Annotated in this window: 11 protein-coding genes and 1 pseudogene; 2 read left to right on the forward strand and 10 right to left on the reverse strand. The window is 61.6% G+C overall.

What is annotated here, in order from left to right; genetic code table 11:
• Positions 1-9 precede the first annotated feature (9 nt).
• The 9 genes from INT39_RS21215 to INT39_RS21255 all read right to left on the reverse strand — a co-directional run bounded on the left by INT39_RS21215 (position 10) and on the right by INT39_RS21255 (position 19,724).
• Positions 10-369: a hypothetical protein gene (locus tag INT39_RS21215; RefSeq protein ID WP_193075963.1), complete on the reverse strand. Its 360-nt coding sequence runs from the start codon at positions 367-369 to the stop codon at positions 10-12.
• Positions 366-1,172, reverse strand: coding sequence for a DUF3325 domain-containing protein (locus INT39_RS21220; RefSeq protein ID WP_193075964.1), 807 nt, complete (start codon positions 1,170-1,172; stop codon positions 366-368). Before INT39_RS21220 ends, INT39_RS21215 begins: the two co-directional genes overlap by 4 nt.
• Positions 1,169-1,471, reverse strand: a complete 303-nt coding sequence (locus INT39_RS21225; RefSeq protein ID WP_193075965.1) for an iron transporter — start codon at positions 1,469-1,471, stop codon at positions 1,169-1,171. The genes INT39_RS21220 and INT39_RS21225 overlap by 4 nt, the downstream gene beginning before the upstream one ends.
• Positions 1,471-3,102, reverse strand: a complete 1,632-nt coding sequence (locus tag INT39_RS21230) for a PepSY-associated TM helix domain-containing protein (RefSeq protein WP_193075966.1) — start codon at positions 3,100-3,102, stop codon at positions 1,471-1,473. The genes INT39_RS21225 and INT39_RS21230 overlap by 1 nt, the downstream gene beginning before the upstream one ends.
• A gap of 124 nt (positions 3,103-3,226) precedes the next feature.
• A complete protein-coding gene (locus tag INT39_RS21235; RefSeq protein ID WP_193075967.1) occupies positions 3,227-4,219 on the reverse strand; it encodes a TauD/TfdA family dioxygenase in 993 nt (330 codons plus the stop codon).
• A gap of 8 nt (positions 4,220-4,227) precedes the next feature.
• The gene (locus INT39_RS21240) at positions 4,228-4,989 is read right to left on the reverse strand and encodes an alpha/beta fold hydrolase (RefSeq protein WP_226944954.1); all 762 of its coding nucleotides are present in this window, start codon (positions 4,987-4,989) and stop codon (positions 4,228-4,230) included.
• A 5-nt stretch (positions 4,990-4,994) separates the two neighbouring features.
• The gene (locus INT39_RS21245) at positions 4,995-5,237 is read right to left on the reverse strand and encodes an MbtH family protein (RefSeq protein ID WP_193075969.1); all 243 of its coding nucleotides are present in this window, start codon (positions 5,235-5,237) and stop codon (positions 4,995-4,997) included.
• A gap of 65 nt (positions 5,238-5,302) precedes the next feature.
• Positions 5,303-6,712, reverse strand: a complete 1,410-nt coding sequence (locus INT39_RS21250) for an aspartate aminotransferase family protein (protein WP_193075970.1) — start codon at positions 6,710-6,712, stop codon at positions 5,303-5,305.
• Between the two features lie 55 nt (positions 6,713-6,767).
• Positions 6,768-19,724: a non-ribosomal peptide synthase/polyketide synthase gene (locus INT39_RS21255; protein WP_193075971.1), complete on the reverse strand. Its 12,957-nt coding sequence runs from the start codon at positions 19,722-19,724 to the stop codon at positions 6,768-6,770.
• 324 nt (positions 19,725-20,048) lie between these two features.
• Here INT39_RS21255 and INT39_RS21260 point away from each other — a divergent pair, with 324 nt between their 5' ends.
• Positions 20,049-20,528: an RNA polymerase factor sigma-70 gene (locus INT39_RS21260; protein ID WP_413468959.1), complete on the forward strand. Its 480-nt coding sequence runs from the start codon at positions 20,049-20,051 to the stop codon at positions 20,526-20,528.
• Entirely contained in the window at positions 20,495-21,253 is a 759-nt protein-coding gene (locus tag INT39_RS21265) for a 4'-phosphopantetheinyl transferase family protein (RefSeq protein ID WP_193075973.1), read from the forward strand. The genes INT39_RS21260 and INT39_RS21265 overlap by 34 nt, the downstream gene beginning before the upstream one ends.
• Before the next feature lie 11 nt (positions 21,254-21,264).
• On the opposite strand, the pseudogene INT39_RS21270 reads toward INT39_RS21265, so the two are convergent.
• Positions 21,265-21,630, reverse strand: a pseudogene (locus tag INT39_RS21270) (conjugal transfer nickase/helicase domain-containing protein); the annotation flags it as partial.
• Positions 21,631-21,656 lie beyond the last annotated feature (26 nt).

Raw genomic sequence — 21,656 nt, forward strand, 5'->3', positions numbered from 1 at the left:
GTACCCGGCTTAGAATGTGTGGCCGATGGCAAACAACTGCCGGTTGATGCCGTCTATATCCTGCCAGTCCACTTCAAACACATGGCCGGGGCCGGCATCCATCAGCAGATAGAAAGGTTCATCGGGCAGCTTGAAGCGGAACACACCCTTCATATCCGATCGGCCCGATGACATGAGCGTGTTGTCGTAGGCGTACAAGCCCATGAGGATATCCGCTGCTATGGAGTCATCGTCATAGCGGGTCTGGCATTCGACCCAGTTGTCCGCTTGCACGGCGCAGCGCGACACCGGCACATGCGCCCAGGCAGCGGAGCTGGTCAGCACAGCACCAAGGAGGGTGAAACCTGCGATCACTTTATTCATATTCATGATTGTTTCCTTATGAATTCGGCCATGCCCGGTGAAACCTGTTCAAACTCCAGGCGCTGCTGGAATACTTCGCCTGTCTTGCCGACCACGGTCAGCCACAAGCCATCCTCCGGGGTGGCCCTGGGCGGTATCGCCAGTTCGATGTAGCGCTCCCGATTACCGAGAAAGCTCATTCCGGCAGAGCGCAGGGTGCGGGGTTCGCGGACTTTCAGGTAGGCAACGCGGATTTCCGCATTGCAGCTGTCGCAGAAGCGGATCAGGAACTCCTTGACTCCCAGTTGCAGGGCTTCCACCTCCGGCGCATCGGTATTTATCTCGGCCAGCGTATAGTCCCAGGGGCCTATGCGGCCGTGGTAGACATCCTCGCGCAGCAAGGGCTTTACCGGTACTTGCAGGTATTGCCAGCCGACGACTCCGAGCACCAGCAGCATGCAACCGGCAATGGCCGCCTGTCGCCACGGCTGTCTGGCCGGGGGCGGGGCTGTTTCCTCGTCCTTGGCCACCTTGCGGGGCGGACGCTGTTTGACTTCAGGCTGCCACGGCCAGTAAGGCAGATAAAACACCAACGCCACGCCTGCTACCGACAGCCAGCCCAGCCAGACCACCAGCCCGACATCAAAGGCCCAGTGCTGGATGGCCAACAAGGCGGCGAGCAACAGGACAAGCCAGCCGGCAACACGCAGGACATATTTCTGCCGAGCGCCCTGGGTCGCCTGGGTGACAAAGCTGAAGTGCTTGGGCATGGCCAGCATCAGGCAGATAAAGCCGGCCAGGCTGAGAACCGCTACATACAGCTGCGTCATACACCTGCCTCCGGCAACAGCATCCAGGCCAGCAGGCCGAACAGCGCGCTGCTGACAACCAGCGTCAGCCATATGGTGCGCAGGCTCTTGACGCTGAATACCCACATGATCAACACCGCATAGATGGCAAAGCTGAGCATGATCGACGACAGCACCGCCTGGGCCTGGGGAATGGGCCAGATCAGTGCCAGCACGATGCTGATGAGTGAAGTCAGCCCGTAGCAGGCCAGCGCCGCCAGCACCCGCGAGGCAACATGCAGACGGTACGCCATGGACAGGGAAGCCGTTGCCTTGGCCATTACACGACCTCCTGTGCGCTCAGTGCTGCCTGCCTGGTGCGCTTGTCGTTGACCGCCGCAACGGGCCAATGCTTGCTGACCTTGAGCGCGATCACTACGAAAGCCGCTGCCAGCCCGAACATGACCAGATCAAACCCAGCCAGCACCCAGTCACCCGCTGGCAGGGTCACGCCCAGGTGTTTATCCGTAGTCAGCCAATTGATCAGCGGCACCAGCACATAGGCCAATGCAGCAAAACAGGACAACTCGATCCAGGTTCGGCGGGTGTCATTACGCAGCCAGGCATATAGCAGCGCCTGCCCCCAGATAAAGAACAGCGCATTGGCCTCCCAGCCGGCGCGGCCCGCGATATCCACCGGCAGCAAACGATTGGCCCAGAAATAGAACGCCACGCCAGCGCACATGCCAACCAGGGTGCTGACATTCAGCGCATCCACCAGCCGCAGGCCAAAACCGGGGTTGGCGGCTTTCTTGCGGCGTTTGGAGGCCCACAGCACCAGCCCGGTGCCGATCATCGCGCAACCCAGCAGCCCGGAGACGAAATACAGCCAGCGCAGACCGATACCGGCAAATACCCCTTCATGCAGGTCAAAGAAAATGCCCTGGGTCTTCAGCGCGGCGGAGCGTTCAGTATCCGGCTCGTTGGCGAGCAAGGCACCCGTATGGGCATGGAAGGTGAGTTTTTCCGCGGCAACGGTGCCCAGGCTGCTGGGGCGCAGATGCTGAATCTCAACCCGGGGCTCCTCCCCGGCATCGTGCTGGATAAGAATGGAAGCAATATTCTCGCTGCCCCAGCGTGTTTCAGCCTCGGCCAGCATGGAAGATACGGATGCCCGGGGCCGCACCACCGGCAGGTGCTCATGCTCTTCCCGTTCAAACAGCTCATCGAAATAGCGGGTAGTTGCCATCTGGTCAGTGCCGTAGATCACATCCCGCACTGCCGGCATATAGCTGGTAGTGAAAAACAGAAAACCGCTGTAGGTGATCATCAGGAAGAACGGCAGGGCCATGACGCTGATGACGTTATGCGCATCCAGCCAACTGCGCTGGGTCTTGTTCGGGCGAAAGGTGAAGAAGTCCTTGAAGATCTTCTTGTGCACGATGACCCCGCTGATGATCGCCACCAGCATCAGCATGGTGCAGATACCCACCAGGCGGTAGGCCAGGAGCCTGTCCATATAGTGCAGCGCGTAGTGCATCCGGTATAGCAAGGCACCACCGCCGGTTTCCCGCACCTCGACCGGCTGCACTACCGCGCCGGTCTGTGGGTCGAGGGTTTCCGCGCCACGCAGGCCTCTTTCGTGACCTTCTTCGGGCAAGTCACTCCAACTGATGGAAAAGTCGCGGAACTCGCCCCGGTAGGGCTGAGGCCGATGCGGAAAGGTAATGCTCCAATGCTCCGCGTTCTGCGCCACCGCCTCCAGGCGGTTCATGGCCAGGTTGATCATCTGCGTCTTGTCAGCCACCGCCGCAGCTTGCTGCAGCGGCCGTTCCGGTTGCATCCAGCGGGTAATCTCATACTGAAAATAACCTGCCGTGCCGGTGACAAAGATAAAGAACAATATCCAGGCGGCAACCAGGCCGACCCAGGTGTGCAGCCAGGCCATGCTCTGGCGGAAACTTTCTTTCATATGATCCTCTGTCAGTCTTCTCTGTCATCAGGACATGTCAACGCAGTGGCAGCAGATGACGATGTGAACCGGGTAAGACGAATGAGAATCAGGAAACCAGAAGAGATAAAGATGGCCCGGGGTTTCACTGCGCATTCATTGGGCTTGCCGAATACCCATCGGCCATGGCCACTACCACTTTGCGTTTGCCGGTAAAAGGTGAGCGCGCATGGGCGGCCAGCATGTTATCGAGCATCAACACGTCGTCCTGCTGCCAGGGGAAACTGATGGTGCAGTCATCCAGCACACCGCGAATCTCATCGAGCAGGCCATCCTCGATCGGCGTTCCGTCGCCATAGTAGACATTGCGTGGCAGGTCTTCTTCGTCTACCACGTCGAGCAGGCTTTCACGCACCTCTGGCTGCAGGTTGGAAATATGAAACAGGTGGGCCTGGTTGAACCAGACCACATCCCGGGTCACCGGGTGACAGGCCACCGCCTGGCAGATCTGCCGGGTGCGCAACTCACCATCGTCCTTCCATTCGCACTGGATGGCATGGGCACGGCAGTAGGCTTCTACTGCCTGACGATCCTCGGTGTTGAACACCTGTTCCCAGGCGACATCCAGGCCATTGCCGTAGTTGCGCACATACATCAACCCTTTTGCCACGAACCGCTCACGGATGCGTGCTGGTACTCGCCGATAGATTTCCCGGCTGTCGGCAATGGGTGTTTCACCACCGGTCTCGGCCGGGATGACGCTGTAGAACCAGATCTTCATCGGCCACTCGAGCGTGTAAGCCTGCTCGTTATGCAGTGGAATGCTCTGGTGGGCTGGATACTCGGTCGAGGTATAGACCCCGCTGGTCACATTGCTGCGCGGCGTGGAGCCAAACTCGTAATTCAGCAGTGGATGGCCGAAGGCGGCGGCAAACTCCCGAAAAGCCTCAACTCCACCGACCCGGAAGCCGCGAAACAGAATGCCGCCACACTGGAGCAGATGCTGATCAACCCGTGGTTTCAGTTCGGCGAAGCTCTCCAGCAAGCTCAGCCCCGGCTCAGGTGCCTGCACCAGCATTGGCAGCTCACCCTTGCCTGCCAACAATGGCTGAATATCAAAGCTCAACAGCTCGCTCATGGTTTATCTCAACCCCCTACCGCCAGAGCGGTATGTGAATGTCGGCCATGCGCCCGGCGCAGGTGAACCGACAGGTTCTTTCTGATCAGGCTCAGCACTTTGCTTTCCTGCTCATGAAGGAAGAAATGCCCGCCGTCGATCATATCCAGCGAAAAACTGCGGCTGGTTTCCTCTTCCCAAGCCATCAGCTGCTCCATGCTGCTCTTGTCCTGCTTACCGCCCAGCACATGGATCGGTAGTTCCAGCCGCGGACGTATTCGATGCTGATAAAGACCACACATCAGAAAGTCGGCGCGCAGGATAGGCAGCGTCAACTCCATCAGCTCCCTATTGGCCAACACTTCCTCTGGCGTACCCTGCAAGTCGCGCAGCTCAGTGATCAGCTCCGCATCCTCCTTTGGCTGGGAGTAGTCCTTCTTGTAGTCCTCCCGGCGGGTCGGCCCGGCGGTACCCGAGGCAAATAGGGCCAAAGGCGCCGAACAGCCGAGCGTGCGCAGGGCGTGGGCCATTTCGTAGGCCATCAGCGCACCAAGGCTATGCCCGAACAGCGCATATGGTTCCTCCAGACGCGGTACCAGTTCCTCAGCTAACGCTCTGGCCAACGCATGCATATCAGTCTGCAGCGGCTCACCGAGGCGGGCACCCCGCCCCGGCAGCTCCACCGGCTTCACGTCCAGCCAGTCCGGCAGGCTCCGACGCCAACGGCTGTAGACCGTGGCGCTGGCACCCGAGTATGGCAGGCAGTAGAGGCTCAGTTTAGGCACGATCATCGACCTCAGTTCGCCGCAGCCGCTTCACGCTCTCTGGCCATTTCGTCCATCTTGAGACGCAGGCTCAGCGGACGCATATCAGTCCAGACCTCTTCGATATAGGCCAGACATTCCTTCTTGAAGCCGCTCTTGCCAGCCTTGCGCCAGCCCCTGGGGATTTCCTTGTAGTCCGGCCAGATGGAATACTGCTCTTCATGGTTGACGACGACCTGGAACAGGATGTCTTCACGATCAAATACTGAGGTCATGCTTTCTCTCCGTGGTGTGAACCCCGAGGGGCGTTATTCTGAAGACGTATCAGGTGCCGGGAAAATTAGCCTGCACCATGAAAATGGCGCACCGCCGCCGTTACCGCTCGGCTGAAGATCCTTCCCACTCGGTCTATTTCGCCATGGGTGATGATCAGCGGCGGCAGGAAGCGCACCACGCTGCCATGGCGGCCTCCCAGTTCGAGGATCAGGCCCCGCTTGAGGCATTCGCCCTGTATGGCTGCAGCCAACGTCGGGTGGTACGGTGGATGGCCAAGCGCATCCCGCTCTCCGGCCGGATCTACGATCTCCACACCGAGCATCAAGCCGCGTCCGCGCACATCGCCCAGCTGCGGATGGGCCTGCTGTATCTCTTGCAGGCGTTCACGCAGTTGTTGGCCGACCTGCTCCGCGTGCTGCGCCAGCTCATGCTGCTGGATATGCCGGATCACCGCCGAGCCGGCGGCCATGGCCATCTGATTGCCGCGGAAGGTACCGGCATGGGCGCCGGGCTCCCAGACATCCAGCCAGTCCTGATAGACCACCACCGACAATGGCAGGCTGCCACCGATGGCCTTGGACAGCACCACCACGTCCGGCACGATGCCGGCGTGTTCGAAGGCGAACAGCTTGCCGGTGCGGGCAAACCCGGTCTGTATCTCGTCGAGTATTAGCGCGATACCCAGCTTCGAGGTGATTTTGCGCAGGCCCCGCAACCAGGCATTCGCGGCAGGGATCACCCCCGCCTCCCCCTGCACTGCCTCGACGATGATTGCCGCCGGTGGCTGCACACCACTTTCCGGGTCGGTCAGCAGGTTCTGGATATAACGCAGGTTCACTTCGACGCCGGCCTGCCCGCCGAGGCCGAATGGGCATCGATAGTCATAGGGAAACGGCAGGAACTGCACCCCATGATTGAGCAGCGAGCCCAGCGGCGTCTTGGCCTTGAGGTTGCCCATCAGCGCCAGCGCGCCCTGGCTCATGCCATGGTAACCGCCCTGGAAGGACAGGATGGTGCTGCATCCGGAGGCGGTGCGTACCAGCTTGAGTGCTGCCTCCACCGCATCGGTCCCGGTGGGCCCGCAGAACTGGATCTTGGCCCTGGCCGCAAAGCTCGGCGGCAGTACCGCGTACAGGTCTTGGACAAACCTGTCCTTGACCGGCGTGGTGAGATCCAGGGTATGCAGCGGTAACTCATCATCCAGCACCTGCCGGATCGCCGCCAGCACCACCGGATGGTTGTGCCCCAGCGCCAGTGTGCCGGCACCGGCCAGGCAGTCGATGAACACCCGACCTTCGATATCTTCCACATGGATGCCACGGGCGCGTTTGAGTGCCAGTGGAATGCGCCGCGGATAACTGCGGGCATTCGACTCCTGTTGCCTCTGCCGGGCCAGCAACGGATTGTCGTCGAATCCGAAGAGGGGCAGCTCGTCCGCCGTGTCCGCCGGTTCTTTCACTATCGCGATGCTCATGATTCCACTCTCCGTGGCAAGCGTTGATTGGTAGTACTGCGCGTTGTGCACCCCATCACTGTGTCTCCAGCCGCGACATCAAGTCATCGAGACGGCTGGCCTTGTGTTCGGTCAGCGTGTTGTCTTCCAGCGACTCGATATGGCTGGCCAGCTCGCCCACCGTGCTGCACTCGAACATGGCTCGAAGCGGCACATCGCGCTGCAGGCTCTTCTGCAGCCGCGAAGCAATGCGGGTAGCCAGCAGCGAGTGCCCGCCCAGCTCGAAGAAGTTGTCATGTACGCCGACCCGCTCGACCTTCAGCACCTCGGCCCATATCGCCGCCAGGCTCTGCTCCAGCTCACTGCGCGGTGCCAGATAGGCCTGGGTGCATGCCACGCCCAGTTCGGGTTCGGGTAGCGCGCGACGATCGAGCTTGCCGTTGGCGTTGCGCGGCAACTGCTCCAGCAGCAGCCAATGCGCTGGCACCATGTAGTCCGGCAGTTCGGCACGCAGGCGTTGCCTGACAGACTCGATCCACTCACCGCTCGCCGCAGACGTTGCCGCCAGCGCCGCGTCATCGGCTACCAGGTAGCCCACCAGGTACTTGCCGTTGGCCCCTTCATGCACGCTCACCGCTGCTTCACAAAGATCATCCTGCATGTGCAGGCGCGCCTCGATCTCACCCAGCTCGATACGGAAACCACGAATCTTCACTTGATGGTCGACCCTGCCAACATACGCCAGCAGGCCATCGGGATGCCGTCGGGCCAGATCGCCGCTGCGGTACAGACGCTCGCCGGGCTGCGCGGCAAAGGGATCTGGCAGGTAGGCCTGGGCCGTGCGTGCCGGATCGCCAAGGTAACCGCGCCCCACACCGGTGCCGGCGACGTAGAGCTCGCCTTCCGCCCCCGTCGGTACCGGCTGCAGGTCGTCCCCCAGCAGGTACAGCCGGTTATTGTCGGTGGGCATGCCGATCGGCAGATAACTGCCCTCGGTGGAGGCCTGATCGACACGGAAGAAGGCCACATCGTCCGAGCACTCGGCCGGGCCATAGGCATTCACCAGCCCGATATCCGGATAGCGCTGCAGCCATTGCCGCGCCAGCTCCGGTGGCATGGCCTCGCCCGTCGGCAACATCCAGCGCAACCTGCCGAGATCGCCCTGCTCCTCGCCGAGCAGCCCCTGGATTACCGCAGGCACGCTCTCCAGCACGCTGATGCCACGCTCGCGCACCCATTGCATCAGCGCGTGCGGATCATGGGCAATTCTATTCGGCGCGATGTCCAGACTGGCACCAAACAGCGGCGCGGCAAGAAACTGCCAGACGGAGATGTCAAAGCATTGCGAGGCGGTCTGGGCAATGACGTCCGACTCACCCATCCCGAGGTAAGGAACCTTGGGCAACTGGTTATTGAGCATGCCGGCCTGCTCGACCATCACCCCCTTGGGCAATCCGGTGGAGCCGGAGGTATAGATCACATAAGCCAGACTGCTGGGCCCGCTGTAGATGCCAGGATTGGCCACTGGCCAGCCAGCTTCCTGTACATCTTCCCAGATCAACAGCTGTGGCTGGCAATCGAGTCCGTCCAGCAGCATGGGGGCCTGCGCCGCACATTCGGCGCTGCAGACCAACACCTGCGCCCGGCTCGCTGTCAGGATATGGCGCTGGCGTTCCAGCGGATGTCCGGGATCGAGCGGCAGATAGCCGGCGCCGGCCTTGAAACTACCGACCATCATGCCGAGCAGTGGCAGCCCTCGCTCGGCCAGCAGTGCCACAGGCTGGTCCGCCTGCACACCGGCAGCGAGCAGCGCATGCCCCAGACGGTTGGCATTGGTATTCAACTGAGCATAAGACCACTGCTCGCCCAGGCAGCGCGCGGCGATACGCTCCGGATGGGCTGTCACCCGCTGCTCGAACAGCCGCACATAGCCCTGCTCCAGCGGGTAGCTGCGGGCGCTGCGGTTGCAGCCCTCGATCAGGAACTCACGTTCCCCGGATGCCAGCAGCGGCAATTGATCCAGCTGGCCGTGGAAGCCGTCCACCAGCGCCAGCAACAGCCGCTTGAAATCACCGAGCAGGCGCTCCACCGTGGACTCATCAAAGTAGCGCTGATCGTAGGACAGGTGCAGCCCCAACTCGTCACCCGGGTAGCAGACCACCGTCAACGGGTAGTTGGTATGCGTGCGCCCCGACTCGGAACGTGCCTGCAACCCCTGGGCACGGGCCAGAACGGTGCTGTCCACCGGTGCATTCTCGAACACGAACAGGCTGTCGAACAACGGCTGGCCCTTGGGTAGCTCGCTGCATTCCTGGATCTGTACCAGTGGCAGGTGCTCGTACTCACGCAGCGCTAGGTTGCACTCCAGCAGGTCGCTCAGCCAGTCACGTACCGAGCCCGGCTGGCCAACATCGGGCAGCTGCAGGCGCAGCGGGATGCTGTTGATGAACAGGCCGACGGTATCCTGCAACTGCGGCATATCCAGTGGCCGACCAGCTACGGTCACGCCAAAGGTCAAATCACGCTCACCACTGTAACGGTGCAGTACCAGGGCCCAGGCAGCCTGGGCGAAGGTGTTGACCGTCAGTTGCTGATGCTGAGCCAGTTCGCGCAGGCGGGTACTCGCCTCCGTATCCAGCCGGGCATGCAGGTCGCCCACGCGCATGCCACCGGTGTGTTCACGCAGCAGCGGACGATCACTGGGAATGAAGGTGGGTCGCTCAAAGCCATGCAGATTGTTACGCCACCAGACGCGTGCGACATCCAGATCCTGACTCTGCAGCCAAGTCATATAGTCACGATAGCGCGGCGCAGTGGGCAGATTCGGTGAGCGGCCTTCTCCGAGGGCCGCATAGATCTCCATGAAGTCGCCCATCAGCAGGCCCCGGCACCAGGCATCAATGAGGATGTGGTGGTTACTCATCATGAACCAATAGCGCGCCTCCCCCAGGCGAATCAGGCGCAGGTGGAATGGTGGCTCATGCAGCAAGTCGAAACCGGCTTCGCGCTCGGCACGGTGCAGGGCTTGCAGACGTTTTTCATGGTCCTCTTCGGGCAGCGTGCTCCAGTCCAGATGATCGATGCGCAGTGCCCCCGGCTTGTGCACGATCTGCAACATGCGCTCGCCAGCGTCCCAGCAGAACGACGCCCGTAATGCCTCGTGGCGTGCCACCACGGCTTGCCAAGCCTGATCAAAACGCTCCCGATCAAGCTCGCTGTTGATCCGGTAGCGATCCTGCATATAGTAGATACCCGTACCCGGCTCCAATAAGGTATGCAGCAACAGGCCTTCCTGCATCGGACTCAGGGGGTAGACATCTTCTATATCTGCCGCAGGTACGGGCAAGGCGTCCAGCTGGGCCTGGCTGAGGTCGGCCAACGGGAAGTCCGAGGGAGTAACGCCACCAGCACCTTCGCTCAGACAGTGCCCCACCAACTGGTGCAACTCCTCGGCCAGAGATTCGGCCAGCGCACTCACGGTGTTTTCATCATAGCGGCCCATGCCGTAGGTCCAGCGCATGCGCAATTCGCCGCTATACACTTGGGCGTCCAGCGTCAGCCAGTTGGGCAACGGCGCGTCCTGGGCATGGGCTGCACCAGTGTCGGCGTCGAGCGGCTGGAACAGCGCGTCGTCGGTGAACTGCTGATCGAACTGACCCAGGTAGTTGAAGGTAATCCGCGCCTGCGGCAATGCGCGCATCGCAGCCTGGCTGATGGCATCACCCAGGTAGCGCAGTACACCGTAGCCAAGTCCCTTGTGCGGCACGCTGCGCAGCTGTTCCTTGATCGCCTTGATGGCCTGTGCCGGATCAGCCGCCGGGCGCAGACACAGCGGGTAGGCACTGGTGAACCAGCCTACCGTGCGGGTCAGGTCGATGTCATCGAACAGCAGCTCTCGACCATGCCCTTCCAACTGCACCAGCACAGAATTATGCCCACTCCAGCGGCACAGCACACGAGCTAGGGCGGTCAGCAACAGTTCATCGATCCGCGCGCGATAGGCCGTCGGCGCCTGCTGCAGCAGTTGTCGGGTGAGTTCAGCGTCGAGTACCAGATTGACGCTGCGCGCTTCACAATAGCGCTCATCTGTAACGACGCGATCACAGGGTAACTCCGAGTCAGCCTCTGCCAGATGCGCTTGCCACCAGGCCAGCTCCTCACGCAGCGGCTCACTGGCAGCATACTGTTCCAGACGTACAGCCCAGTCGCGTAGCGCATGCGTTCGTGCAGGCAGCACCGGTGCCTGACCTGCAGCCAGTTGCCGGTACAGCGCCTGCAGATCCTCCAGCAGCACCCGCCAGGATACGCCGTCGACCGCCAGGTGATGAATAGTCAACAGCAGTTGCTGGCTGCCCTGCTCCGCTTCGACCAGTACCGCGCGCATCAGCGGACCACGAACCAGATCAAGGCTACGCTGGGCCTCCTTGAAATGCGCCAGGCAGTCCTCCGCACTGGCTTGCCAGAGCAGCGCTTCGTCAGCCATGTTGATGGGTCGGTATTCTGCCTGCCAGTTGCCGTCAATCCGACGGAAAGCCAGGCGCAGAGCGTCATGGTGCACGCTCAGGCAGCGCAGCGCGCGCGCGAGCAGCGTTGCGTCCAACCGTTCACGCGGAGCCAGCAGTAGCGACTGATTCCAGTGCCGAGGATCAATCAGGCCCTGCTCGAAGAACCAGCGCTGGATAGGTGTGAGCACGGTGGCACCATGCTGCGGTTGCTGATCCGCGCTGGTTGCCAGCGCTTTACCTGCTGCAGCGGCCAGGGCACGCACACTCTGGTGCTGGAACAGGTCACGCGGGCTGAAGTGGATGCCCGCCTGACGCGCCCGGCTGACCAATTGGATAGACAGGATCGAGTCACCGCCCAGCTCAAAGAAGTTGTCATCCAAGCCAACCCGTTCGACGTTCAGCACTTCACCCCAGATCCTGGCCAGCGCCTGTTCACGTTCGTCGCGTGGAGCCTGATAGACCTGTCGCTGCTCGGTATCCGGCGCTGGCAAGGCGCGGCGATCCAGCTTGCCATTGGGCGTCAGCGGCAGGCGATCAAGCAGTATCAGGTGCGCCGGTACCATATAGTCCGGTAGCTGCGTACGCAGCTGCGCCCTGAGCGACTCACGCAGGTCTGTGTCCCCTGCCGGTGTTCTGTCGGTATCCAGCCTAGCCAGATAGGCAGTCAATTGCGTACCGGCAGGCGTATCCACGGCCAGTACCACCGCATCGGCCACTGCCACATGCTCGCGCAGACAGGCTTCGATCTCACCCAGTTCGATGCGGAAGCCGCGCACCTTCACCTGTTGATCAATACGCCCGAGGTACTCCAGCGGGCCATTACCCTGCTCATCAAGGTCACGTTGGCATACTCGGTCTCCGGTGCGATACAACCGCCCTCCGGCACGGTCAAACGGGTCGGGCACAAAACGTTCGGCGGTCAGGCCAGGACGCTGGTGATAACCACGCGCCAACCCCGCCCCGCCCAGATACAGCTCGCCGGCAGCACCGACTGGCAGCGGGGCCAGATCGGCATCGAGAATGCAGCCCCTACGCCCGCCGACCAGGCTGCCGATGGGTATGCTTGCACCCGCCGTAGGCAACTGCTCCGGCACCTGGTAGGCCATTGGCATGACCACAGTTTCAGTTGGCCCATAGGCATTGAACAGATAGGCTGGTGCAAAGGCGGCACGAATCCGCTGCACATGCTCGAAGGTCAGCGCCTCCCCACCGGTAATGCACATGCGTACCGGCAGCGAATCAGCCTGTGTCCCCAGCCATTGGGCCAGCTGACTGCCGTAACTGGGCGTAAAGCCCAGAATGCTCACCTGATGCTGGCGAATCAGCCCGCAGATCGACTCCGCATCCCACTGCCCCTGAGCCCGCAGTACCACGTGGGCGCCACACAGCAGTGCTGCAAACAGGCGTTCGGTAGCCGCATCGAAGTTGATTGAATAAAAGTGCAGCTCGCAGTCGTCGGCACGCATGCCGAAGCGCTCAATTACGGCGCGGCAGTGCATGGCGATCTCAGCGTGGGATACCGCCACTCCCTTGGGCTTCCCGGTGGAGCCGGAGGTGTAGATCAGGTAGGCCAGATGCTGTGGCAGACTGCTGCACACCGCCTCGCCAGTGTCATAACCTTCCAGCGCCCGCCATTCCTGCTCCAGGCACCATCGCCCTACTCCGCTGGGCAATTCGCCCAGGGCCTCGAATAGTGCTTCATGACTGAGCAGCAGACCGATGCCACTGTCCTCGATCATGTAATGCAGGCGTTCCAGCGGGTATTCAGGATCCAGCGGTACATAAGCACCGCCTGCCTTGAGGATCGCCAGAATGGCAACGACCATCTCCAGAGAGCGCTCCAGCGCCAGGCCAACACGTACCTCAGGCCCGACGCCACGTTCACGCAGAACATAGGCCAAGCGGTTGGCCTGCCTGTTGAGTTCGCCATAGCTCAGGGTCTGCCCGGCAAATGTCAGCGCCGGCGCATCCGGTGTCGCCGCCGCCTGGCGGGCGAACAGCTCATGCAGGCAGGCATCCAGCGGATACTCCCCGGCTGCCTCAACCAGAGTGACGGGCTCGCTTTCGGCCAGCATCGACAGTTCGCAGAGCCTTTGCTGCGGTGCTTCAATCATGCAGGTCAGCAGGCGCACCCAGTGCTCTGCCATACGTGCAATACGCGGCTCGTCGAACAGGTCGGTACTGTAGGTCAGGCAGCATCCCAGGCGCTGGTCAACGTCGGTCACCTCCAAGTAGAGGTCGAACTTGGTCGCCCGTGCGTCGTTGACCAGGTATTCGACGGTCATTCCAGCCAACTGCCGGGTCTGCTGGAAGGCCCAACGCTGCACGTTGCACATCACCTGGAACAAAGGATGGTGCGCCGCACTGCGTTTCGGCTGCAAGGCTTCCACCAACTCATCGAACGGCAGATCCTGATGGGCCTGTGCTTCAATGACAGTGTCGCGCATCTGCTCGAGCAGTTCGGAGACACTCATTTGCCCGTCCAGCCGGCAGCGCACGACCTGGGTATTGAGAAACGCACCGATCAGCCCCTCACTTTCCGGACGGATACGGTTGGCCACTGGCGCGCCAATGCGCAGATCGCCCTGACCACTGTAGCGATACAGCAAGGTCGCCAGGGTAGCGGTCGCGGTCATGAACAGGGTCAGCCCGTGGGCTGCGTTGAAATCCCGCACCCGTGCGGCCAGCTCAGGGGCCAGCTCGAAACGGTACAACCCGCCTCCATGGGTCTGCACCGGCGGCCGTGGTCGGTCACTGGGCAGTTCCAGCAGGGGATGCTCCTCACCCAACTGACCACGCCAGTAATCCAGTTGACGTTGGCGCTCGCCAGCATCCAGCCAGCGGCGCTGCCACTGGCTGTAGTCCAGGTACTGTACCGGCAGCGGTTCCAGCGGCAACTCGCCCCCTTCCAGCAGCGCTTCGTAGAGCGTGCCCAGCTCGCTGGCAAACACGTCCATTGCCCAGCCTTCAGTGATGATGTGGTGCAGGGTCAGCAGCAGATAGTGTTCCTGCTCACCGGCCCTGACCAGGCAGGCACGCAGTAGCGGTCCGCATTCCAGATCAAAGGGATCGTGTGCATGCTCATCGGCCACCGCCTGCAAACGCGCCTCTCGCTCGCTTGCAGACAGTCTGGACATATCCAGCTGTTGCATACGCACATCGGACTGCCCACTCACCCGCTGCCAGGGTTTGCCATCACTACTGGGGAAAGTGGTGCGCAGGGTCTCATGGCGCTGGATCAATGCCTGCAGAGCGGCTTCAAAGCACTGCGCATCCAGTGGGCCGTTCAGTCTCGCCATGCCGCCTACGTTATAGGCCGGGCTCTCCCGATCAAGCTGCCAGAGAAACCACATGCGCTGCTGGGAATGCGACAGCGGGATACGCTGATCACGGTCGACGCGCTCGATCACACCCCAGGTGTCACGTGCGCCCTGAACCTGAAGCCGGGTCACCTCGGCGGCGAACCTGTCCAGACGGCTGGCCTCGAACAGACTGCGTAGCGGCAGGTCAATATCGAACGCCTGGCGTACCCGTGAGACGATGCGGGTGGCCAGCAACGAATGCCCGCCCAGCTCGAAGAAGTCATCTGCCATACCGACACGTGGCAGGCCCAGTACCTCCTGCCAGATAGCTGCCAGACGCTGTTCGTGTTCAGTGACCGGGGCAACGTATACGCGCATCCGCCAGTCCGGCTCGGGCAGGGCCCTGCGGTCCAGTTTGCCACTTGGCGTCAGCGGCATCGCATCAAGGCGCACGAACTGGGCCGGTATCATGTAGTCAGGCAGGTTGACGGCCAGCGCTCGCCTGAGCCGCTCGTTCAGGCTGGCATCCTCCTCCGTACTGTCGCAGATCAGGTAAGCGACCAGTTGCGAACCACCCGCACCCTCGCGCAGCAGGACCGCAGCCTGGCGCACCGCCGGTTGCGCCAGCAACTGCGCGCGTATTTCCTCCAGTTCGATACGGAAGCCGCGCAGCTTGACCTGCTCGTCGATGCGACCGAGAAACTCCAGGACGCCGTCACCGCACCAGCGCGCTAGGTCGCCAGTGCGATACAGTCGCGTGCCATCCTCATCCGGCACGAAACGCTCGGCGGTCAGCGCCGGTCGTTCTAGGTAGCCCCGTGCCAACCCGCTGCCACCAAGCCACAGTTCGGCCACCGCGCCGGCGGCTGCCAACTCCAGCTCGCTGTCGCGCAGTTCACAGAGCACATTGGCCAGCGGTCGGCCGATCGGCACCCGCGCGCGCTCCTCAGCCTTGCAACGCCAATGGGTGACGTTGATTGCCGTCTCGGTCGGTCCGTAGCGGTTGTGCAGCGCCACCTGCGGCAGCCGCTCGTGCACGCGCCGGCACAGTTCGCCGGACAGTACTTCGCCGCCAGAGAACAGGTGTTTCAGGCTGTGGCACTCCCCGGCGATCTCTTCCTCAATGAACAGCTGCAACAGTGGCGGTACGAAATGCAGACAGGTCACCCCGTGCATCCGGACCAGCTCCGCCAGACGGCGTGGATCGCGATGCTCACCGTCGGCGGCCAGCACCAGGCCGCTGCCGGCAATCAACGGCAGGAAGCATTCCCAGACCGATACGTCGAAACCGAGCGGCGCTTTCTGCAGCAGAACATCCGAGGTATCCAACGCGTATTCCCGGCGCATCCAGTGCAGCCGCTCGCTGAGCGCGCCATGGCAGACACCGACGCCCTTGGGTCTGCCGGTGGAGCCGGAGGTGTAGATCACGTAGGCCAGGTTGTCGGCATCCAGCGCCAAGGCGGGCGGCGTTTGCGGGTAGTCGCTGGCCTCCAGCTCTTCCAATGCCAACGCCGTCAGTTCAGGCGGCAGCTCCAGTCCCTCCAGCACCCTACGGTGTCCCAGCAGCAGCTGCATGCCGCTATCCTCGATCATCCAGGCCAGGCGTTCGCTCGGGTAATCGGCATCCAGCGGCACATAGGCCCCGCCGGCCTTGACCACGGCCAGCAACGCCAGCGTCAGCTCCACGCCACGCCCGGCCAGCAGACCAACCCTCGTCTCCGGCCCGACATCCAGCGCACGCAGGCGATGGGCCAGACGGTTGCTGCGGCGCTCCAGCTCGGCGTAATCCAGGATGGTCTCGCCAGCAATCAGCGCGATGGCTCCCGGCGTCGCGCCCGCCTGAGCGCTGAGCAGCTCCGGCAGCAGAACCTTGGCCGGCTCTTCCGGTCGCCGCCCCCATTCGTCCAGCTGTTGGCGCTCCATGTCATCGAGCAGGGGCAGTTCGCCGATGGCACGCTCCGGGCTCTCGCCGAGCAACTCCAGCAGACGTACGAAATGCGTAGCGAGGCGCTCGATGGTGGCGCGCTCGAAAAGCTCGCTGGCGTAGTCGAAGGCCAGGCGGATACGTCCCTGGTGATATTCCTCGCTGTGCAGTTGCAGGTCGAACTTGGCCTCGCGGCTATTCCAGGGCAGCTCTTCGGCGTGCAGGCCCGGCAGGCGGCGCAGCGCCTCCAGGCTGCGCTGCTGGTGATTGAACATCACCTCGAACAGCGGCGTGCCGCCCAACGCCTCAACCACCTGTTCAAACGGCAGATCCTGGTTGGCCTGCGCGCCCTCGACCGTGCGTCGGGCGGCCTCCAGCACATCGACGAACGACTGGCGCGAATCTAGCTGCCCACGCAGCACCTGGGTGTTGATGAAGAAACCAACCAGCCCCTGTACCTCCCACCGCTGCCGGTTCGCATTGGGCACACCCAAGCGGATGTCGGCCTGACCGGTGTAGCGGTGCAACAGGGTCTGGAATGCCGCCAGCAGTACCGCAAATAGCGTCGCCCCCTGGGTCTTGGCCAGGCTTTGCAAGCGCTCACCGAGCTGCTTGTCTAGGCGCAGCGCAAGGCGCTCAGCGGGCGAGTCCTTGCCGCTACGCGGCCGGTCCAGCGGCAGCGCAAGGGGTTCACGCTCACCGTCCAGCTCGGCGCGCCAGTAGTCCAGCTGCGCCGCGTAGCGATCGCCATTGTCCTGCTGCCAGGCCGAATAGTCGGCGTACTGGATCGGCAGGTCCGCCAGCGCTGGCGCCTGGCCCTGGACATGAGCGGCATAGAGCCGGGCGAACTCATCAAGCAGCAGCCCCAGCGACCAGCCGTCAGCAACGATATGGTGCAAGGTCACCAGCAGCAGGTGTTCCTGCTCGTCCAGGTTCACCAAGCGCACGCGCAGCAGCGGCCCGTGTTCCAGGTCGAAGTGAGCGTGGGCTTCCTCTTCGCGGATCGCCTGCGCTCTTTCCACGCGCTGCGTTTCCGGCAACGCGCAGAGATCATCACGCAGCAGGGTCCAGTCGCCGGCCGCGCCGATACGCTGAAAACCGATGCCATCTTCTGCGAAGAAGGTGGTGCGCAGCGACTCGTGACGCTCGACCAGTGTCGCAAAGCTGCGCTGCAGCGCCTGCTCGTCCAGTTCACCACGCAGACGCAAGCCACCGGGAATGTTGTAGGCAACACTGTGCGGTTCCAGCTGCCAGAGAAACCACAGGCGATTCTGCGCTGCCGACTGCGGCAGCCTGCGATCGCGTGGCATGCGCGGAATAGCGGAAACGGGCACCTCACCCAAGGCCAGCAGGCGCTCTACCGCCTCGACAAAACCATTCAGCGTCGGCGCCTGATACAGGGTGCGCAACTCAAGCTCGACGCCGAGTGTGTCGCGCAATTCGGCGATCATCTGGATAGCCTGGATGGAGTTGCCGCCCAGGGCGAAGAAGTGACTGTCGGCCGCCAGACGTTCGATCTTCAGGCATTCGCGCCAAAGCCCGGCGATGCACCCTTCAACGGTGTTGACGGTGCCGAGTAGCGGCGTGGCCGCCGCCTTCTCATCAGGATACAGAGCCAGCGTTTCCAGCTCACCAGCCTCCAGCAGGCTCCGACAGGCCGAGCGTTGAAGCTTGCCACTGGAGGTTTTCGGCAGAGTGCCGGGTGCCAGCAGTGCAATAACGCTGGGCGCCTCGTTGTGGGCCATGGATACGACTTCGCGGATACGTTGGATCAGCTCTTCGAGCGGCACCTGCCTGGCGACCCTGCGTCCGATTTCGGCCGCGATACCCAGCGCTTCTCGCCCTTCTTGCACCACTGGGAACGCCGCCACCCGGCCACTGCGAACCTCCTCAACCTGTTCCTCGACGCTGCGCTCTATGTCCTGAGGGTAGAGGTTCTGGCCACGGATAATCAGTAAATCCTTGAGCCGCCCGGTGACGAACAGCTCACCGGCATGGAGAAAGCCCATATCACCTGTACGCAGCCACGTGCGGCCATCACGTTCAACGAAGGTATCCGCGCTCGCCTGCGGGTTGCGCCAGTAACCTTGCGCAATGCTCGGACCACTCGACCAGATCTCACCTACCCGACCGTCGGCCAGCGCCTCCCTGGTTTGTGGATCGACAATCAGCAACGGATGCTGTGGCTGTTCCCAGCCACAGCTCATCAGTATGGAGCCCTCGCCGGGTTCCACGCGGTTGACGGCAAGCGCAGCGGCGTCAACCGACAAGGCGGGAATACCCTGCGCCGGTCGGCCACCAGTGACAAACAGCGTTGCCTCGGCCAGACCGTAGCTGGCCAGGTAGGACTCCGAGCTGAAACCACAGGACGCAAACCTTGAAGCGAATGCTTGCAGACTATCCTGACGGATAGGCTCTGAACCGGAGAAGGCGACCCGCCAACAGGATAGGTCAAGCCCGGCCAACTTGCTCTCGGCAATACGCTCCTGACACAGGCGGTAGGCGAAATCCGGACCGCCACTGACGGTGCCCCGATAGCGGCTGATTGCCTCCAGCCAGCGCACAGGCCGCCCAAGGAAATATTGCGGTGACATCAGCACCACCGGCACACCGCTGTAGATCCCCTGCAACAGCCCACCGATCAGTCCCATGTCGTGGTACAACGGCAGCCAACTGACAATCACGTCATCTTCGCCAATCCCGTAACCCTGGCGGATCAACCATTCGTTGGCTTCCAGATTGGCGTGGCTGACCTGCACCCCCTTCGGCATCGCAGTGGAGCCCGAGGTGTACTGTAAAAAAGCGACCGCATCGGCTGGTACCTGAGGCCCTTGCCACCCACCACCCAGAGCTGGATCCAGTTGGTCCACCGCCAACAGTGTCGGCAGCCTGCTGCCCAAGGTTGCTTCCAGCTCCTGCAATGAATCGGTCAACCCGGCGGTGGTGAGAATCACCCCTGGCTCAGCATCGTCGACGATCGACACCAGGCGCTTGAGGTGCTGTGCCTGGTTGGTCTCCGGCGGATAGGCCGGTACCGCTATCACCCCGGCATACTGGCAGGCAAAGAACGCCGCCACATAGTCCGGGCCGCTGGGGAATAACAGAACGGCCCTATCACCCGGTGCGGCTCGCTGCGCCAGTGCTGCAGCCATGATCCGCACCCGCTGGTCCAGTTGACGGTAGCTCAGCACCTCTTCGTCATCACTGCCAAGAAAGCGTAGCGCCAACCGATCCGGTTGCATGGCAGCCCGACGCATCAGGGCCGCAGCCATGGAAACCGGGCGTTCGAAGGTATCCGTCATATCTGCACCTATTCGATTATCCGCACCAGGCGGGTCATTGGGATGCGTGGCAATCCCGTTTCATAGGGTCAATGACGGATAGCTGCAGAAGAAAATTAGTGGCAGCGCTGCCCTAGCCCGGCAGCAGACTCTCCATTCTCTACTACTTTGCCTTCAGTCAAAAGATAATCATTAGCATTTGACATATATTCTTACACTGCTATTTTCTATGCGCGGTGCACAAACCCCTTCACCCAAGTCACATACTGTATAGGTAGAGCCATGCAGGAATATGGAGTCGCAGAAAGCAGCACAGAAGAACACCTTTCACTCCTACAAGCGCTAATGGATAACCGCTCCATCCTGGTCAAGACGGCCGCCCGTATTACCGGTTGTCACAGCCGAGCCGAGGATATCGTCCAGGATGCCTTTCTCAGGTTGGCCGGTATGCCGAAGCTCGCCCTACCACTGAAAGCCAGAGGTAACTACGTCTTCAGAATCGTCCGCAACCTGGCCATTGACAGTTACCGCAAACAGGCAATGGAGCAGAAATACAGTGGCAGTGAAGATGAAGGGTTGAACATCGCGACTCACGACGACACTCCCGAATCCATCAGTATCTACCAGCAAACCCTGAATATCATCGATACCGCCCTGAACGAGTTACCACCACGGACGCAATATGCATTCAAGAGATATCGCGTCTACGGCATACAGCAAAAGGACATCGCCAAGGAGCTGGGAGTCTCCCCCACCCTGGTGAACTTCATGATCCGTGACGCGCTGGTGCATTGCCGCAAGACAATGAAGATGTCCCAGAATTGAAACTCGATCATTGCAAAATGACACCCGTCCTGAGGTTCTGCGAACCGCCAGCACTTGAAAAGCATTTATCGATTCCCGGGTGTGTTGTCATCGGTGCCCGCTTCGATTACAGCCTGTTGAGCCCGACTTGCCTGGCCCAGAGCGAGATAGAACTCCCCCCCAGCATCCAGCGATCAACATCCAAACGGCAGGCCGAGTTCCTGGCTGGTCGGCTATGTGCCAGAAAGGCGCTGGAAATGCTGACCGGCATATCAACTGTGCCTGGCCAAAGGGCAGACCGATCGCCCCACTGGCCTGCTTCAGTCTCTGGCTCAATCACCCACAACCAGCACCGCGCCCTGGCCGTCGTCGGGCGACAGGAATGCATCCGGAGCCTGGGCATTGATATAGAGACACCCCTTGACCCAACACAAAGCGACGAACTCGCTCCGATCATCCTGGGAAAAACAGAGCGCGATCGTTTTTTACACCTGCCACAAGCTCAGCGCTCATGGCTGCTGACCCTGACCTTTTCATTGAAGGAAAGCCTGTACAAGGCCCTCTACCCCTTGACCAAGACGCAATTCTACTTCGAGCATGCCGAGCTGCTCGACTGGTCACCGAACGGCCATGCCAGGTTACAGCTGCTCTGTGACTTATCTGACGAGTTCAGAGCGAACACCGAGATCAGCGGTCGTTTCTATATGCTTGGCGATGACCTGGTCAGCTATATCACTATTCCATGACATCCGCAGCCTCAGCTCAAGCGCAGATAGGGGTTGTTCGGTGGGACTTCGTCAAAGAGTTGCCTGGGATCTACCAATAGGTAGCCATGCAACCGCCGGGATTTGCGAGGCCCTGTCACCTCGCAGGTCCAGATATTCAGTCCGCTGGACTGCTTACGGTGCAACAACAATTTCTCAAAGCGTTTTTGCACCCATTGCCAACCTTGCATCTGCTCCTGCCTAGCGAGCCTGGCAATGGCGGGATGCTCCTGGGCATAACGCTGGAACAAGCCTGGGCTGACAAGATACACAGTATCCGCCACGGTATGTACGAGCGCCTTGGCGTCGTTGATGATGAGCCGCCGCGCCAGTATGTTGTGCTTGAGCCATAGCATGAAGGGGTTCTACCCCGCTTCCACGGACA

It is taken from the genome of Pseudomonas sp. FME51 (genome assembly GCF_014897305.1).

Excerpts from the sequence above, each read along its gene's own strand:
- INT39_RS21215 (WP_193075963.1), bottom strand. The coding sequence starts at position 369 with ATGAATATGAATAAAGTGATCGCAGGTTTCACCCTCCTTGGTGCTGTG.
- INT39_RS21220 (WP_193075964.1), bottom strand. The coding sequence starts at position 1,172 with ATGACGCAGCTGTATGTAGCGGTTCTCAGCCTGGCCGGCTTTATCTGC.
- INT39_RS21225 (WP_193075965.1), bottom strand. The coding sequence starts at position 1,471 with ATGGCCAAGGCAACGGCTTCCCTGTCCATGGCGTACCGTCTGCATGTT.
- INT39_RS21230 (WP_193075966.1), bottom strand. The coding sequence starts at position 3,102 with ATGAAAGAAAGTTTCCGCCAGAGCATGGCCTGGCTGCACACCTGGGTC.
- INT39_RS21235 (WP_193075967.1), bottom strand. The coding sequence starts at position 4,219 with ATGAGCGAGCTGTTGAGCTTTGATATTCAGCCATTGTTGGCAGGCAAG.
- INT39_RS21240 (WP_226944954.1), bottom strand. The coding sequence starts at position 4,989 with ATGATCGTGCCTAAACTGAGCCTCTACTGCCTGCCATACTCGGGTGCC.
- INT39_RS21245 (WP_193075969.1), bottom strand. The coding sequence starts at position 5,237 with ATGACCTCAGTATTTGATCGTGAAGACATCCTGTTCCAGGTCGTCGTC.
- INT39_RS21250 (WP_193075970.1), bottom strand. The coding sequence starts at position 6,712 with ATGAGCATCGCGATAGTGAAAGAACCGGCGGACACGGCGGACGAGCTG.
- INT39_RS21255 (WP_193075971.1), bottom strand. The coding sequence starts at position 19,724 with ATGACGGATACCTTCGAACGCCCGGTTTCCATGGCTGCGGCCCTGATG.
- INT39_RS21260 (WP_413468959.1), top strand. The coding sequence starts at position 20,049 with ATGGATAACCGCTCCATCCTGGTCAAGACGGCCGCCCGTATTACCGGT.